15 protein-coding genes are annotated in these 13,218 nt (G+C 68.2%); 10 read left to right on the top strand and 5 right to left on the bottom strand.

The window, feature by feature from the left end:
• Positions 1–80 precede the first annotated feature (80 nt).
• Genes B1A74_RS10405 through B1A74_RS10420 form a run of 4 tightly spaced genes read left to right on the top strand, consistent with a single transcriptional unit; the run spans position 81 to position 4,812 of the window.
• Entirely contained in the window at positions 81–803 is a 723-nt protein-coding gene (locus B1A74_RS10405) for a HupA family protein (protein ID WP_143592256.1), read from the top strand.
• Positions 803–3,019 (top strand): CHASE2 domain-containing protein, encoded by a 2,217-nt coding sequence (locus B1A74_RS10410; protein WP_077244596.1) that lies wholly within the window; start codon positions 803–805, stop codon positions 3,017–3,019. The genes B1A74_RS10405 and B1A74_RS10410 overlap by 1 nt, the downstream gene beginning before the upstream one ends.
• Positions 3,020–3,049: 30 nt before the next feature.
• On the top strand, positions 3,050–3,922 hold the full coding sequence (locus B1A74_RS10415) for an HDOD domain-containing protein (protein ID WP_077244597.1): 873 nt from the start codon (positions 3,050–3,052) through the stop codon (positions 3,920–3,922).
• Positions 3,919–4,812, top strand: coding sequence for an MBL fold metallo-hydrolase (locus B1A74_RS10420; protein ID WP_077244598.1), 894 nt, complete (start codon positions 3,919–3,921; stop codon positions 4,810–4,812). Before B1A74_RS10415 ends, B1A74_RS10420 begins: the two co-directional genes overlap by 4 nt.
• 12 nt (positions 4,813–4,824) lie before the next feature.
• Here B1A74_RS10420 and B1A74_RS10425 read toward each other — a convergent pair whose 3' ends face one another.
• From B1A74_RS10425 to B1A74_RS10445, 5 genes are all read right to left on the bottom strand, one after another.
• Positions 4,825–5,358, bottom strand: coding sequence for a phosphatidylglycerophosphatase A family protein (locus tag B1A74_RS10425; protein WP_077244599.1), 534 nt, complete (start codon positions 5,356–5,358; stop codon positions 4,825–4,827).
• A gap of 54 nt (positions 5,359–5,412) precedes the next feature.
• The gene (thiL, locus tag B1A74_RS10430; protein WP_077244600.1) at positions 5,413–6,408 is read right to left on the bottom strand and encodes a thiamine-phosphate kinase; all 996 of its coding nucleotides are present in this window, start codon (positions 6,406–6,408) and stop codon (positions 5,413–5,415) included.
• A gap of 30 nt (positions 6,409–6,438) precedes the next feature.
• The gene (gene nusB / locus B1A74_RS10435) at positions 6,439–6,978 is read right to left on the bottom strand and encodes a transcription antitermination factor NusB (RefSeq protein WP_077244601.1); all 540 of its coding nucleotides are present in this window, start codon (positions 6,976–6,978) and stop codon (positions 6,439–6,441) included.
• An 8-nt stretch (positions 6,979–6,986) separates the two neighbouring features.
• Positions 6,987–7,472 (bottom strand): 6,7-dimethyl-8-ribityllumazine synthase, encoded by a 486-nt coding sequence (ribH, locus tag B1A74_RS10440; RefSeq protein WP_018946237.1) that lies wholly within the window; start codon positions 7,470–7,472, stop codon positions 6,987–6,989.
• A gap of 202 nt (positions 7,473–7,674) precedes the next feature.
• A complete protein-coding gene (locus B1A74_RS10445) occupies positions 7,675–8,427 on the bottom strand; it encodes an MBL fold metallo-hydrolase (protein ID WP_018946238.1) in 753 nt (250 codons plus the stop codon).
• 276 nt (positions 8,428–8,703) lie between these two features.
• On the opposite strand from B1A74_RS10445, the gene B1A74_RS10450 reads away from it, so the two are divergent.
• From B1A74_RS10450 to lipA, 6 genes are all read left to right on the top strand, one after another.
• On the top strand, positions 8,704–8,946 hold the full coding sequence (locus B1A74_RS10450; protein WP_018870908.1) for a BolA family protein: 243 nt from the start codon (positions 8,704–8,706) through the stop codon (positions 8,944–8,946).
• An 18-nt stretch (positions 8,947–8,964) separates the two neighbouring features.
• On the top strand, positions 8,965–9,369 hold the full coding sequence (locus B1A74_RS10455) for a hypothetical protein (RefSeq protein ID WP_077244602.1): 405 nt from the start codon (positions 8,965–8,967) through the stop codon (positions 9,367–9,369).
• The gene (locus B1A74_RS10460; RefSeq protein ID WP_077244603.1) at positions 9,366–9,878 is read left to right on the top strand and encodes a hypothetical protein; all 513 of its coding nucleotides are present in this window, start codon (positions 9,366–9,368) and stop codon (positions 9,876–9,878) included. The genes B1A74_RS10455 and B1A74_RS10460 overlap by 4 nt, the downstream gene beginning before the upstream one ends.
• A gap of 114 nt (positions 9,879–9,992) precedes the next feature.
• On the top strand, positions 9,993–11,204 hold the full coding sequence (locus tag B1A74_RS10465; RefSeq protein WP_024329808.1) for an HDOD domain-containing protein: 1,212 nt from the start codon (positions 9,993–9,995) through the stop codon (positions 11,202–11,204).
• Positions 11,197–12,414, top strand: coding sequence for an HDOD domain-containing protein (locus B1A74_RS10470; protein ID WP_077244604.1), 1,218 nt, complete (start codon positions 11,197–11,199; stop codon positions 12,412–12,414). Before B1A74_RS10465 ends, B1A74_RS10470 begins: the two co-directional genes overlap by 8 nt.
• A 56-nt stretch (positions 12,415–12,470) precedes the next feature.
• On the top strand, positions 12,471–13,218 hold a 748-nt coding region (lipA, locus tag B1A74_RS10475), incomplete at its 3' end, for a lipoyl synthase (RefSeq protein WP_077244605.1).

The following is a 13,218-nucleotide window of genomic DNA, read 5'->3' on the forward strand; positions in this document are numbered from 1 at the left end:
CCTCGGGCGGTTCGGTGGCGTCGGTAAAAACCTCCCGGTCGTGTTCCAGCAGGGTGGTCTCGCCGAAGCCGTCGTCCGCGGTGCGCGCCACCGAACCGCCCGAGGTCGCGGAGCCCGCTTCCTACGGGTTCGTAACCGGCCAGTACTCGGAGCCGGGCACTCTCGATTTTTACGCCGGCCGCTTCCTGCAATCGCCGCTGAGCCTGGGTGACGACCGGCAGTTGCTCCAGGCAGAGGACGGCGAGGCATTCCTGGACCCGGACCTGGCGATCGAGACCTTCGTGGTGGACAGTGACGACACCGGGACCACCGGGACCGCGGAGATCGGCGACGCGTCGGTCTCCTGGGGCCGGTGGACGGATGCCGACGTCCAGCGACTCAACGACATCGAACCCTACGATTCGGGCGGAAACGACAGCTTCACCTGGATCACCTCCACCGGGGTCATCCATGACCCGGCCGATCTCCCCGGAACCGGGACGGCCAGCTACTCGGATGTGGGGATCGAGGGAACGGGCATGTTCGCAATCGACGCGGGTTCTCTGGCCGTCGATTTCGGCGCCGCGACGATCGGCGCTACCCTGGAATTCGGAGGGGGCGAGCAGCTGCAGACCACCGGGGGTTCGGTCGCGATCACGGAGTTCCACGCAGACGGCATCCCGCTCGAGTACGGCACCAATGTCCAGGGTCGGCTCGCAGGCCGCTTCGTCGGCTCCGACGCGGAGGGCGCCATCGCCGGTTACGAGATCCGTCAGGACGGTCAATTTGTCGGTACCGGCGTCATCGCCTTCGAACAGGATTAGTGAACCCAACCCGCTCCCGTCGCCATGCCACGGCCCTCGGGGTCCTGCTGGTCGCCCTGCTGGCCCTGCCGCAGGTGACCGGGATCCCGGGGGTGACCCCCGCGCTGGACCGGGTCGAACGGCTGGTCTACGACCTGCGCATGCAGGCCCATCCGCCCGCCCGCGGGGCCACCGATTCGGAGGTTCCCATTGTCATCGTCGACATCGACGAGGCCTCGCTGGAACGCGAGGGCCAGTGGCCCTGGCCGCGCCGGCGCATTGCCGAGCTGGTCGAACGCCTCGACGCGGCGGGGGCCGGGGTCATCACGCTCGATATCCTGTTCGCCGAGGCCGAGCGCAACCCGGTCGAAACCGTCCGTGAACACCTGCCGCAAGACGCCGCGCTGCAGGCCCGGCTGGACCGGCTGGCGCCGGAACTCGACGGTGACCACCGGCTCGCGCGGGCCCTGCAAGGCCGCGAGGTGGTCCTGGGCTATGTCTTTCACGCGCAGCAGCGGTCACGTTCCGGCGCCCTCCCCGAGCCATTGCCACTGGAGGAACCGCTTGCGGTGGAGGAGCTGGCCCTGCCCCCGGCCAGCGGCTACAGCGCGCCGCTGCCGGTCCTGCGCGAAACGGCCGCGACGGCCGGGTTCTTCAGCCTGATCCCCGACGCCGACGGCACCCTGCGCCGCGCCCCGCTGCTGGCACGCATCGACGGAGAGCTGTACGGCTCGCTGGCCACGGAGACGGTGCGCCAGTTCCTGTTCCTGGAAGAGGCCCGCCTGACCACCGAGACCATCGACCGGCGCGAGCATCTGGAGGCGCTGCACCTCGACGACCATCTGACGGTGCCGGTCGACGGCCGGGGCCGCATGCTGGTGCCGTACCGCGGCCCCCCCGGAAGCTTTCCGTACGTATCGGCCTGGCAGGTGCTGGAAGACGACCCCGCGGAGCGCATCCCGCCCGGGGCGATCGTTCTGGTGGGGACCACCGCACCGGGGCTGTTCGACCTGCGCGCGACCCCGATGGATGCCGTATTCCCCGGCGTGGAGATCCACGCCAACCTGATCGCGGCGATGCTGGACGAGGCCTTCCTCACCGAACCGGCCTGGGCCCCGGGCGCCAACCTGTCCATGCTGCTGGTGGCCGGCGGACTGCTGGCCCTGGTCCTGCCCCGTCTGGCGCCGCTGCGCCAGCTTGCGGCGTCCCTGGCCGCCGGCGGTGTCCTGCTCGCGTTCACCGCATGGCTGTGGTCGGCGCATGGCCTGGTGCTGGATCTGGCGTCCCCGTTGCTGGCGGTGGTGCTGATCGCGGTGTTCAATCTCGGCTGGGGATTCCTGTTCGAGGCGCGCACCCGGCACCGGCTGAAGGCGATGTTCGGGCAGTACGTGCCGCCCGCGCTGGTGGAGCAGATGAGCGAGCATCCGGAGGCCTTCGATTTCGAGGGCCGCTCGCGCGAGCTGAGTATTCTGTTTTCCGACATCCGCGGCTTCACCGGTCTGTCGGAATCGCTGGAAGCCGACCAGCTCAAGCGGCTGCTGAACCGTTATTTCACGCCCATGACCCGGGTCATCTTCGAGCACCGGGGGACCATCGACAAGTACGTGGGCGACATGGTCATGGCGTTCTGGGGCGCACCCGTGGACGATCGCGAGCATGCCACCCACGCGGTGGAGGCGGCCCTCGAGATGCAGGCGGAAACCGCGCGGCTGCGCGAGGCCTTCACGGCACAGGGCCTCCCGGACATCCATGTCGGCATCGGCATCAACAGCGGCGTGGTTAACGTGGGTGACATGGGTTCGGAATACCGCCGCGCGTACACGGTACTGGGCGATGCCGTGAACCTCGCCTCACGCCTGGAGGGCAGTAGCAAGTATTATGGAGTCGGAATCGTCGTCGGCGAGCGCACCCGGGAGCTGACCGGCGAGTGCTTCGTCTGGCGCGAGCTGGACCGCGTGCGGGTCAAGGGGCGCGATCGGCCGGTGCGGGTGTTCGAGCCGGTCTGCCGGTCCCCGGAGCACACGCCCGAGCTGCAGGCCGAACTGGATTCGCTGGCGCAGGCCCTGGACGCATTCCGGTCAGCGGATCTGGATGCGGCGGAGAAAGCCTTCCGGCGGCTGACCGGGGCGTACCCCGGGGTCGGACTCTACCGGCTGTACCTCGACCGCATCGAGCACCTGCGGCGCGAGCCACCGCCCCCCGACTGGGACGGCAGCTGGACCCGCGAGAGCAAATGACCCGCTACAGGAATGCGAGGAGAACAGACCATGGCCCGGGATGAATGCCTGAAGCGCTATACCCGGCTGATCGACCGCATGCCAGGATTCCCCGCATCGGTGCAGCGCATCCTCGAGCTGACCGCCAACCCCGACAGCTCGCCCGGTGAGCTGGTCGCGGCACTGGAACGCGATCCGGTGATCACAGTGCGCGTCCTCAAGCTGGTCAATTCGCCGTGGTTCGGACTGGCGCGCCCCGTCAGCTCGGTGCGCCAGGCCATGGTGATCGCCGGCCTCAACACTCTGCGCAATCTGGCGCTCAGCATCGCGGCGGTCGGCATGCTGCCCACGCGCAACGACGCCGGCATGGACACCGGCCGCTTTCTCGAGCACTCGCTGGGCGTGGCCACCATCGCGCGCCTGCTGGCGCGGCGCCTGGGGGTTCCGGAGAGCGAGAACACCGACCATTTTGTCGCCGGTCTGCTGCATGATTTCGGCAAGATCGTGCTGATCCGACACGCCGGCGAGGATTATGCTCCGGTCCTCGCGGCCGCGGCCGCCGGTCCTGTACCGCTGCATCGGGAAGAAGCCCGGCGACTGGGGGTGGATCACGCCGAGCTGGGCGGTCTGCTGATCGAACACTGGGGCCTGCCCGCTACGCTGGCCGGTGCGGTCCGCTACCATCACGTGCCGGATCACGACGGCGACTGGAGCCTGCTGCGCGACACGGTGTTCGCGGCCAACCAGATCGTGCGTCACCTGGACTTCGGCGATTCCGGCAATCCGGTGATCGAACCCTTCCCGCGACCAATTCGCGAGCGTTTCGGCGCCGATCTTGCGGAATTGACGGAGGCCCTGGATGACCCGGGCGCGGAGCTGGAAGCCACCCGTCTGTTCATGCAGAGCGAGGAGGACAGTCGATGAGATTCACCTTCTGGGGCGTACGCGGCTCCATCCCGGTCCCCGGACCGCAGACCGTGCGCTACGGTGGCAACACCACCTGCATCGAGGTACACGGCGCGCAGGACGAGCTGATCATCCTCGACGCCGGTACCGGGATCTTCCAGCTGGCCCGACAACTGCAGGCGGACATGCCGCTGGAGGCCAGCATCTTCATCACCCACACCCACTGGGACCACATCCAGGGGCTGCCCTTCTTTATCCCGATCTTCGTGGCGGGCAACCGCATCCGCATCCATGGCGCGGCGGACCCGGTGAATCAGCGCGACATCCACGAGGTCCTCGCGCGGCAGATGGACTACGCGTTCTTCCCGGTGCGCGACAACGAGCTGGCGGCCACCATGGAGTATGTCACCCTGCGCGAAGGGCAGACCACGCAGGTGGGCAGCGTGACCGTCACGCCCATGATCATGGGCCACCCGGTCCTCAACTTCGCCTATCGCCTGGAATCCGGAGGGCGCACGCTGGTGTTCACCGGTGACCACGAGTGGCCGTACAACATCTACGCCCCCGGCGAGGACGGCCATACGGAATACGAAGCGATGGTGCAGGAGCGCCGGGCGGCGATCATCGATTTCTTTCGCGGCGCCGATGCCCTGATCATCGACACCGCCTACACGCCCGAGGAATATCCGCGCCGCACGGGCTGGGGCCACGGCACCTACGACACCAGCATCCGGGCCGCGCGCGAGGCCGGGGTCAGGCAGGTGTGGCTGACCCACCACGAGCCGACGCGCGACGACGCTGAACTCGAGCGCGTATTCGCCCGAGCCCTGGAACGCAATCCGCCGCCGGACCCCGCGAGCGAACCGGCCATCCACCTCGCCCGGGAGGGCATCACCGTTACGCTGTAGCGGCCGCGCGAATCAGGCCGGCGGCGCACCCGCCGCCAGTCCGGTCTGCTGCGCCACCAGCACGATCAGCATCAGGGCAAGACCCGCGTACAGCCCGGCCACCACGTCGTCCATCACGATGCCGGTACCGTCGTGCCATTTCTCGTCGAAATAGCGTGCCGGCCAGGGCTTGAGGATGTCGAACAGGCGGAACAGGAAGAAACCCAGCGCGACCCAGACCAGCCCGGCGGCGTCACCCGCCAGGGTGATCCCGGGCGGGATGAAGGCCAGGGTCACCAGCATCCCCGCCCACTCGTCCCACACGATCCCCGAATGGTCGTGCACGCCCAGGCGCCGTGCGCTCTCCCCACAGATGTGGAACCCGGCCATGGTCACGATCACGGTGATCGCCAGATAGGCCCACTCGGGGAAGTTCATGATCGCGAAATACACCACCAGGGCGGCCAGCGACCCCGTAGTGCCGGGGGCCCAGCGCGAGAGCCCGGAGCCGAAGCCGAAGGCCAGCAGATGGATGGGGTCGCCGAACACGGTGCGTGCCGACGGCATCGTCGCTTTCGTCATCCCTGGAACCATGTGGCCCGCCCTCTTCTCGCTCGTCAGTCAGTCGGCGAAATGATCGTGCCCCGGACGCCTCGCGTCCAGAGGCGCGCCGGCGGCATCCACCACGCGGATGGCGTCGCCGGCGGTAAACTCCCCGATCACGTGGAGCGCCACGCCGGCGGCCTCCGCCAGCGGTGCCAGCTCCACCTCCGGGGGCACCGCCAGCAGCAGTTCGTAGTCGTCGCCCCCGCCCAGGGCGCAGTCCCGCGCCAGCGCCGCATCCGCCCCGGCGAGAGCCGGATCCAGCGGCACCGCCGGCCAGTCGACGCGGGCCCCGCAGCCGGAGGCGGCGCAGACATGCTCCAGGTCCGCGAGCAGTCCGTCCGACAGATCGATGGCCGCATGCGCATGCTCGCGCAGAGCCAGCCCCGCCGCCAGCCGGGGCTGCGGCCAGAAGAGTCGCTTACAGACCGGATCGTTGGCATCCGGCGGGCGCGCACCTTCGTCGCGGCGCCGGATTTCGGCCGCCAGTCCGATGGCGGCGCCCCCCAGCTCGCCGGTCACCACCACCCGATCCGCCGGCCGGGCCCCGCTGCGTTGCAGGGCGCGTCCGGCGGGCACCTGACCCAGCACGGTCACGCCTGCGGAGCAGGGCCCGCGCACCGTGTCTCCGCCCACCAGCGGGGCCCGCATCGCACGCGCCAGTCGCAGGAACCCCTCGCTGAACGGCGTCAGCCAGGCATCCTCGGCCTCCGGAACCGCCAGCGACAACAGCACGCCCAGCGGCTCCGCGCCCATCGCCGCCAGATCGCTGAGACTCGCAGCCAGGGCCTTGTGCCCCAGACTCTCGGGCGGGTGATCGGGAAAGAAATGCCGGCCTTCCACCACGGTGTCGGTACTGACGACCACCTCGTGGCCGGCATCCGGGCGCAGCAGCGCGGCATCGTCACCCACCCCGAGCACGACCCGCGCGTCCGCGACCGGGTCTCCGGAAGGACCGGCCGGCCGGAAGTAGCGCCGGATCAGATCGAATTCGGACAGGGACGGGGACGCCATGCGCCACGAACCGAGCGATGAGGCTCCGCCTCAGCGACGGATCTCGGAAGCGCGCAATTCGCTGGCGAGGCGATCCAGCACGCCATTCACGTAGCGATGGGACTGCTCCGCCCCGAAGCGTTTGGCCAGCTCCACCGCCTCGTTGATCACCACCCGATAGGGCAACTCGAAGCGTTCAGCCAGTTCCCACTGGCCCACCCACAGCAGGGCATGTTCCACCGGATCGAGCTGGTCAAGTTCGCGCCCCAGCCAGGGCTGCATACGGGCATCCAGCTCCTCGTGCGCCCCGGTCACCCCCATCAGGATCTCGCGGAAGTATTCGGGGTCCGCCTTGGCGTGCTCATCCTCTTCGCGAAACGCGAGCAGGATGTTCTTCGGGTCGTCCCCGGTCAGCTGCCAGGAATAAAGCGCCTGCATCGCACGCCGCCGAGCCACCGAGCGCGCATGCCGCGCACGCTGCTCGGGCGTGCTGCGCGGTCGCTGCTTGCGCCCGCCCCTGGCGGCGCTGGCCTGGTCGCGCGGAGGACGGTCGGCGGACCCGGAATCGCTGGATTCAGTCACGGTATTCACGTATCCGCTCAGGCACCGGTACGCAGGCGCGGCATCAGGCTGACCATCTCGATGGCCCCCATGGCGGCATCCGCCCCCTTGTTGCCCGCCTTGGTCCCGGCGCGCTCAATGGCCTGTTCGATGGAATCGGTGGTCAGCACGCCGAAGCTGATCGGCAGATCGGCCTCCATCTGCACCTGCGCCAGCCCCTTGGCGGCCTCGCCCGCCACATAATCGAAATGCGGCGTGGAGCCGCGGATCACGCAGCCCAGAGCAATGATGGCATCGTAGCGACCGGAGCCCGCCATGGTTCGGGCCGCCAGCGGCAGCTCGAAGGCCCCGGGGACCCGGGCGATGGTCATGTTGTCATCCGCCACGCCATGCCGGCGCAGGGTGTCCACCGCGCCTTCCAGCAAACGTTCCACCACCAGGCTGTTGAAGCGCGCCAGCAGCAGGCCAAAGCGGCGCCCGCCAGCGTCGGTAAACTGCCCTTCCAGGGTCTCGATCTCGTGCATGGGTTTTCCCTTTTGCGTCGCAATGCGGGGATCGCGAAGGTCACAACGAAAACGCACAGTGTAGCACTGTCGCGCCGCTGCCACCGAAAGAAAAACCCGGCCCGCCGGGGCTCGCAGCCCCGACGGCCGGGTCGGAAAACGGCTCGGGCCAGCGGCGCCCGTGGATCATGACCGCGGACGCCGCCGGCCGTAGCTCAAGGCCTCAGCCCTGGGCTTCCGGATCGCAGAGGTGCTTCTTGTCCTCCGGCAGGTTGTCCGGGCAGATGCCGCAGCCTTCGTTGCCGGGCAGCGCCCAGTCGATCTTCTTCGGATACGGCAGGTCCATCTCGTTCATGATCTTCACGAATTCTTCCTCGGGCTTGTCCTTGCCCAGACGCGGGTTGCGCATCTTTTCCTGGCCGATGGTCGTGATCTGCCGCTCTTCGTAATCGTGTCCGGGGTACACCAGGGTCTCGTCCGGCAGGGTAAAGAATTTGTCGTGGATCGAACGATACAGGGTGTGCGGATCGCCCGACTGGAAATCGGTCCGGCCGCAGGCCTCGATCAGCAGCGCATCCCCGGAGAACAGCATCTTCAGCCCCACGTGATCCAGCAGATATGCATGGTGGGTATCGGTGTGCCCCGGAGTGAACAGCGGGTTCACCACCAGGTTGCCCACGCGGAAGGGCTCGCCTTCGCGGATGCCGACGTCGCGGCAGGGAAGCTCGTCCAGCGCCGGGCCGGCCAGCTGACAGCCGGCCTTCTCGCGCAGCATCTTGCCGCCGGTGATGTGGTCCGCATGGATATGGGTCTCGATCGCATAGTCCAGGCTCAGGCCCATGTGCTGCAGGACCTCCAGATCGCGATCCACGGTCTCCAGGACCGGGTCGATCAGGGCCGTCTTGCCGGTATCCGGGCAGGACAGGAGATAGGTGTAGGTCGAGGATTCGGGTTCGAACAGCTGCTTGAAGATCATGTCGTGTCCTCCGACGTGTATTAGGAGTTCCTGAAATACTAGCCCGTGTCATGAGCGCGTGACCAACCACCGACACCTCGAGTGCTGGCTTTTCCCGTCAGCCTGCGCCACGCAACGTTTCCATCTCCGGTGGAGCCCTGCGGGCGGGCACAAGTTCCGCCGCTCCGGGTCCCGGGTCTCCCCCCGCATGCGGGGGCTCTTCTGTCGTCCGCGGGCGACCGCTATCATCGCGGTCCAGATCCCGTGCCGACAGTGCATTCAATCAGGAGAATCCCCATGGAAGCCAGTCAGGTCGCCGAACTCATCCGCGCGGGCCTGCCCGATGCCCGGTCGGTCGAAGTGACCGGGGGTGAAGGCAAGTTCGAGGCGCGGGTCATCAGCCCGCAGTTCGAGGGCATGTCCCGCGTGAAGAAACACCAGACGGTCTACGCCACCGTACGCGAGCAGATCGACAGCGGCGAACTGCACGCCCTGTCGATCGTGGCCCTGACGCCGGAGGAAGCCGAGGCGGAAGGCTGAACGGCCAGCGTCGCCGTCATGCTGTCACCCAAAGGTCGCGAGGAGATCCAGCGCCTGCTGGAGGGCGGCCTGGTGGAAGACTGGGCCGAGGCGGAAACCACGCTGCGCAATGTCACGCGCATGCTGCTGACCACCCGGCCCGACCTGCTGCGCCTGTACTTCGAACCGCAGGCCTGGCGGGAGATCACCTCCTGGCCGCAGAAAAAGGCGGCGAACGCGATCATCGCCGCGCTGCGCACCGGCGTGGTCGATGCCCTCGGGCGTCCGGAGATCGTCCACCGGGACCAGGCGCGCTTCTACCTCCTGTGCTTTCAGGATGACCTGACCGAGCGGGTCGACCACTGGTGCCGCGACCACCCCGAAGAGTGCCCGCGGCGGGCCGCACGGGAACGGCGCGGGCTGGACCACGACACCGACACATGAACACCCCCTCCGACCACGACATCCTCTGCTGCGGCGACGCGGGTCAGACCGATGCCCTCGCCGCCCTGCTGGCGCGCTACGGCCTGGAGCTGGTCATGCACCCACCCGGTGCCACGCTCCCCGGCACCTGGTGGGGGGAGCCGGAGGCCGGGATCGTCGGCCTGCGGGTGCACGCCCGGCCGGACACGCCGGTGCATTCGGCCCTGCACGAGGCCGCGCACACCCTGTGCATGGACTCGCAACGCCGTGCCACCCTGCACACCAATGCCGGCGGCGACGACCTCGAGGAATGCGCCGTCTGCTATCTGCAGATCCTGCTGGCCGACGCCCTGCCCGGTGTCGGCCGCGAGCGGCTGATGCGCGACATGGACGCCTGGGGTTACAGCTTCCGTCTCGGAAGCACCGCGGCCTGGTTCCACGAGGACGCGGACGATGCTCGCCGGTTCCTGCAACGGCACGGCCTGATCGACGCCGGTGACCGCCTGACCGGACGAGCGCGCGGCGACTGACCCGCGCCGGGGAAACGCTGGTCAGCGTTTCCTAACGCTCAACTCACGGCACACGAAAAAAACGATGGTACACTCCGGGTTTGTTCGGAAACCGTACGGATTTCAGGCCTGCCCATGGACACCCCGACGATCAGCCCGCTGCTCGAGCAACTGGACCCGGCCTCCGGACTGTCGCAAAGCGCTCGTGACGAAGTCGCCGCCCAGTGCGAAATCCGCGATGAAGCCGCCGGCAAGCGCCTGCGACCCGATGCGGCCAGCGAGCACCACCTGTTCCTGCTGAGCGGCCAGCTGGTGCGCGTGGTCGGCGGGACCCCCGAACGCATCCGGCTCGATGGCGAGGATAACGACGTCCCGGTCGAACTGTTCGAGGGCAACCCCGGGCATCAGGACTTCGTCCTCACCGAACAGCCCTGCCGCATCCTCGCGCTGCCCAAGGCCGCCCTGGAACGGGCGTATTCGTCTTCCGTGGTGGTCAGCGACACCGAGCTGGACGACACCGAGGGCGCGTTTTTCAGCGAACTCTACGATCTGATCACCAGCAATCGCCTGGAGCTGCCGACCATGCCGGAGGTCGCGCTGCGCATCCAGGAACTGACCAACGACCCCGAAGCCAGCATGGACGACCTCACCGAGGTCATCCAGCGAGACGGCACCATTGCCGGCGCCCTGCTGCACGCCACCAACAGTCCGCTGTTCCGCGGCGCCCAGCAGATCCAGTCAGTGCGCGAGGCGGTCACCCGTCTGGGCTTTCGCAACACCCGCATGCTGGCTATGAACATGGCCCTGCGCCAGACCTTCAAGGCGAAGCACGCGGCCACCCGCGAGGCCATGGCCGAGGTATGGAGCGAAGGCGTGCTGAACTCCGCGTTCGCCTACCTGCTCGCCGACTCGCTGCGCCTGCTCGACCGGGAGCGGGCCCTGCTGGGCGGACTGGTGGCCGGGATCGGCGCGGTGCCCATCATCCAGTTCGCCGAGATGCGCGAGGAGAACCCGGGCGCCGAGCGCCTCGGAATGCTGATCGAGCGCCTGCGGAACCTCGCCGGGGTCCTGGTCATCAACTACTGGGATCTGGGCCAGGACCTGGTGGCGGTGGCCGAACACGCGTACGACTGGTCCTACCGCGCCGAACAGCCGGACTACGCCAGCGTCGGCATCGTGGCCGAATGGGCCGCCCTGCATTACAGCGGCAAGCCCCACCCGGATGCCCGCGAGGTCGCGGCATTCGAGGTGCTGGGCATCGACCCGCCTGCGCCGGGCGACCCCATCCCGTTCCTCGAGGAACGCAACGACGACCTGAACGAACTGAAGCTCCTGTTCAATGCATGAAGCCCTGACTCTCGACCCCGTCGTCCCGCGACTGAAACCGTTCGCCGACCTCGGCGAAAGCGGTCGCCGCGAACTGATCCGCCATGCCCGGACTATCGATCTCAAGCCCGGCCAGAAGGTATATGCGCGCGAGGAATACCGCCACCTGGTGTTCCTGTTGAAGGGGCGCATGGTCCTGGCGCATGGCGACAAGGCGCACACCGTGGAGGACGACGACCCGGCCGCGCTGGAGCCCCTGTTCGCCCCCCACGACTACCGTACCCACGCCGTCGCCGCACGCCCCAGCACGCTGGTCCGTTTTGACCGCAACGTCTATGAGACCCAGCTCAACTGCGTCGGCGACGCCATGGAAGTCGGCGAGGTGGACCTCACGGCGCAGGAAGGCGAACTGCTCGCCAACATCTTCCAGAAGGCCCAGACCGGCGAACTGGCCCTGCCACAGCTGCCCGACGTGGCCCTGCACCTGCAGGAGGCCATCGACGAGCCTGATATCGAGATCCGCCGGGTCACCGAGATCGTCGAACGCGACCCCAGCACTGCGTCCCGCCTGCTATCGGTCGCCAACAGCCCGGCCATGGGCTCACGGCGCGAGATCACGCGCCTGGGCGATGCGATCGCGCGCCTCGGCCTCGAGCGCACGCGCCAGCTGGTGCTCGCGCTGGCCGCCCAGCAGGTGTTCATCGACCGGCAGAGCCCGTACCGGACCCTGATGGAACAACTGTGGCGTCAGTCCACGCGCATCTCCGCCATCGCCTTCGTACTGGCGGATGAATCCGGCGCAGCCGATCGTCAGCGTGCCCTGCTCGCCGGCCTGCTGCACCGGGTCGGCGCCCTGCCGGTCCTCGGCGAAATCGCCTCGCGCGAAGAGCAACCGGATGCCGTCGAGGTGGAACACGTGATCCAGCGTCTGGAATCCATGACCGGCGAACTGGTTGCCCAGCAATGGGGGCTCGCCTCCGATATCATGGCAGCCATCCGTGATTCCGGCGGGCCGGAACAGCCCGATGCCGCGCCCCTGACCGACATCGTGCGCATCGCGCGCAATGCCTGTCTGCGCGACGCCTCCGAGGTGGAACGTGCCCGGGCCATTCCGCTGGAAAACCTCCAGGCCATCCGGCGGCTCGGCTTCACGCTGGACGAAAACGGCGAACTGGCCGCGGTGGAGAAGGCACGGCCGAAGATCGAAGCCCTCATGCAGGAACTCGCCTGAGGGAAACACTGACGGCTCCGGGCCCCCCGGAGGCGTCAACCGGCAGGAACCGAACCATGACCGCAACGAACCGTCCGCAACCCGGGGAGAAACAGCGCGCCGCCGACAAGGTCTCGCGCATCCCGGTGAAGATCAATCCGACCACGAAACCGCAGCGCAAGCCCTCGTGGATCCGCGCGCAGAGCCAGGCGCGCCCCGAAGTCCAGCGCATCAAGGGCATCCTCCGCGAACAGAAGCTGGTCACCGTGTGCGAGGAGGCCAGCTGCCCCAACCTCGGCGAGTGCTTCAACCACGGCACGGCCACGTTCATGATCATGGGCGAAGTCTGCACCCGGCGCTGCCCGTTCTGCGACGTGGCCCACGGCCGTCCGGAGCCTCTGGACCCCGAGGAACCCCGGCACCTGGCCGAGACCATCGAGGCCCTCGGTCTGAAATACGTCGTCATCACCTCGGTGGACCGCGACGACCTGCGCGACGGCGGTGCCGGACATTTTGTCGACTGCATCCGCGAGATCCGCGAACGCACCCCGAACACGAAGATCGAGGTCCTGGTGCCCGACTTCCGCGGGCGCATGGACCGGGCGCTGGAGATCATGCGCCAGGCTCCGCCGGACGTCTTCAACCACAACCTCGAGACCGTGCCGCGGCTGTACCGCGAGGCGCGCCCGGGCGCCGATTACCAGTGGTCGCTGGACCTGCTTCGGCGTTTCCGGGAGCAGCATCCGGGCGTCCCCACCAAGTCCGGGCTGATGCTGGGTCTGGGCGAGGAACGCGAGGAACTGCTGCAGGTCCTGCAGGACCTGC

Origin of the sequence: Thioalkalivibrio halophilus, from assembly GCF_001995255.1 — a bacterium.
GTDB lineage: Bacteria > Pseudomonadota > Gammaproteobacteria > Ectothiorhodospirales > Ectothiorhodospiraceae > Thioalkalivibrio > Thioalkalivibrio halophilus.

What these genes read in the sequence shown, in the direction of transcription:
- B1A74_RS10465 (WP_024329808.1), top strand. Translation starts at nt 9,993, where the DNA reads ATGGACACCCCGACGATCAGCCCGCTGCTCGAGCAACTGGACCCGGCC.
- B1A74_RS10450 (WP_018870908.1), top strand. Translation starts at nt 8,704, where the DNA reads ATGGAAGCCAGTCAGGTCGCCGAACTCATCCGCGCGGGCCTGCCCGAT.
- B1A74_RS10455 (WP_077244602.1), top strand. Translation starts at nt 8,965, where the DNA reads ATGCTGTCACCCAAAGGTCGCGAGGAGATCCAGCGCCTGCTGGAGGGC.
- B1A74_RS10420 (WP_077244598.1), top strand. Translation starts at nt 3,919, where the DNA reads ATGAGATTCACCTTCTGGGGCGTACGCGGCTCCATCCCGGTCCCCGGA.
- B1A74_RS10460 (WP_077244603.1), top strand. Translation starts at nt 9,366, where the DNA reads ATGAACACCCCCTCCGACCACGACATCCTCTGCTGCGGCGACGCGGGT.
- B1A74_RS10415 (WP_077244597.1), top strand. Translation starts at nt 3,050, where the DNA reads ATGGCCCGGGATGAATGCCTGAAGCGCTATACCCGGCTGATCGACCGC.
- ribH (WP_018946237.1), bottom strand. Translation starts at nt 7,472, where the DNA reads ATGCACGAGATCGAGACCCTGGAAGGGCAGTTTACCGACGCTGGCGGG.
- B1A74_RS10425 (WP_077244599.1), bottom strand. Translation starts at nt 5,358, where the DNA reads ATGCCGTCGGCACGCACCGTGTTCGGCGACCCCATCCATCTGCTGGCC.
- B1A74_RS10445 (WP_018946238.1), bottom strand. Translation starts at nt 8,427, where the DNA reads ATGATCTTCAAGCAGCTGTTCGAACCCGAATCCTCGACCTACACCTAT.
- B1A74_RS10470 (WP_077244604.1), top strand. Translation starts at nt 11,197, where the DNA reads ATGCATGAAGCCCTGACTCTCGACCCCGTCGTCCCGCGACTGAAACCG.
- thiL (WP_077244600.1), bottom strand. Translation starts at nt 6,408, where the DNA reads ATGGCGTCCCCGTCCCTGTCCGAATTCGATCTGATCCGGCGCTACTTC.